The following is a 1,844-nucleotide window of genomic DNA, read 5'->3' as shown; positions in this document are numbered from 1 at the left end:
TATTATCAGATAATCAAACAATTATAAACAATTCTTCTTTGTTTGGAGGAAAACGAAGAAGTAAAACAATGAAAAAAAAATGCCGCGCTTGGAAAAAAACGATCATCATTTTTGTGATTTTTATCGCCGGTATTTTCCCGGCCTTCGCCGGCGAAACTTCCCGGGACAAACTGACGGAGCTGGAAAAAAATCTCGACACCAAGCTGCTGAACTGGGAACAGTCTCTGGACGGCAGCCACTGGGAACCTTATAACCCCGGGCAAGCCATCGCGGCCCCGGTTTTTCACCTGCGCACCAGTTTCCAGGCACCAGCGGTTTTCGCCGCCAAAAAAGTGGCGGGCACGCCACTCGGACTGAAGGTCAAAATGAGCGCCAGGGGGCTGGCGCTGGCAACGTTCTTTATGGATGATCTGCAACTGGAGCAGGCGACCATCCATGGCGAGAGCGGCACATCCGTCGAATCAAGCAATGAGATTGCCTTAAGCACGCAGGTTGACGGCAGGGCGCATTGTCTGGCGATCACCGTGGAAAATCACGGCTTCATTCCACCGCGAACAGCCTACTGGCCCGAGCGGCGCCGGGGAGTGCCTGAAGATGAGGGCAGCGAGTTCTCCCTGCAATCGGCTGAACTGTACTTCCCGGCGGCAGAGAAAAGCCTGGGAATTCTGCAAAAATGGCTGCAAGCGTTCCAACTGGCCGACACCCTGCTCAACCCCGAACTGAAGCGCTACACCTTTACCGGCAAGCCCTATGATATTCCGGACAAGCGGGTTGTGGCCAGAGAGAGACTGAATCGGCTCAACCTGTCCTTTGACCAGGCTGTCGCGGCCCTGGATTGGCAGGCGCTGACCGCGGGCAATTGGCCCAAGGTGCAGGCATCCTTGCAACACTCGCTGCGCCTGGCCAAGACAATCAAATCCTACCTAGGCGAATTCCGCATTTCACTGGTAGGCAACGCCCATATCGACATCGCCTGGCTGTGGCGCATGGCCGAAACCATGGCTTTGAGCAAGAACACCTATGCCACGGTCATCCAGAATATGGGCGAATACCCCGAACTGACGTATGCCCAGAGCCAAGCCGTCACCTATGACTGGATCGAGAAAAAATATCCCGAACTTTTCCAACAGATCCGGGAAAAAGTGCGCGCCGGCCGCTGGGAGATCGTGGGCGGCATGTGGGTCGAGCCCGACTGCAACCTGATCGCCGGCGAGAGCTGGGCGCGCCAGCTCCTCTACGGCAAGAAGTACTTACGCGAGAAGTTCGGCGTCGACGTGCGCATCGGCTGGAACCCCGACTCCTTCGGCTACAACTGGAACATGCCGCAGCTTTACAAGCAAAGCGGCATCGACAGCTTCATCACCCAGAAGCTTTGGTGGAACGATACCACCGTCTTCCCCCACTTCCTCTTCAACTGGCAGGGGGTCGACGGCAGCACCATCCTGACCTACATGCCGCCGCTGAGCTACGCCAGCGAGCTGCAGCTGAAGGAAGTGGCCAACGGCATTTCGAAATACGAAGCTACAACCGGCAGCAAGGAGAGTCTCCTGCTTTACGGTCTCGGTGATCACGGCGGCGGTCCCAACCGCGAGATCCTCGACCGCGTGCGCGGTTACGGTGCGTTGGCGCTAACACCACGCTTCAGCCACACCACGGCCGGACCCTTCCTGCAGCGGCAGCGAAAAGAAAAACTTGACCTCCCCTTATGGAAGGACGAGCTCTACCTGGAGTACCACCAGGGGACCTTCACCACCCAGGGGGCCATCAAAAAAAACACGCGCCGCACCGAAGCGCTGCTGTCCGCGACCGAGAAAGTTTCAGCGATCGCTCACCTTCTTGGCGGC

1 protein-coding gene is annotated in these 1,844 nt (G+C 57.0%); it reads left to right on the top strand.

Annotated elements, in window-relative coordinates; genetic code table 11:
- Window positions 1-68 precede the first annotated feature (68 nt).
- A partial coding sequence (locus tag NTW95_03410) for an alpha-mannosidase (protein MCX6556469.1) occupies window positions 69-1,844 on the top strand: 1,776 nt, incomplete at its 3' end.

It is taken from the genome of Candidatus Aminicenantes bacterium, assembly GCA_026393795.1.
Lineage (GTDB): Bacteria > Acidobacteriota > Aminicenantia > UBA2199 > UBA2199 > UBA2199.
The sequence above is the reverse complement of the archived record's forward strand: the minus strand, read 5'-3'. Positions and strand labels throughout refer to the sequence as shown.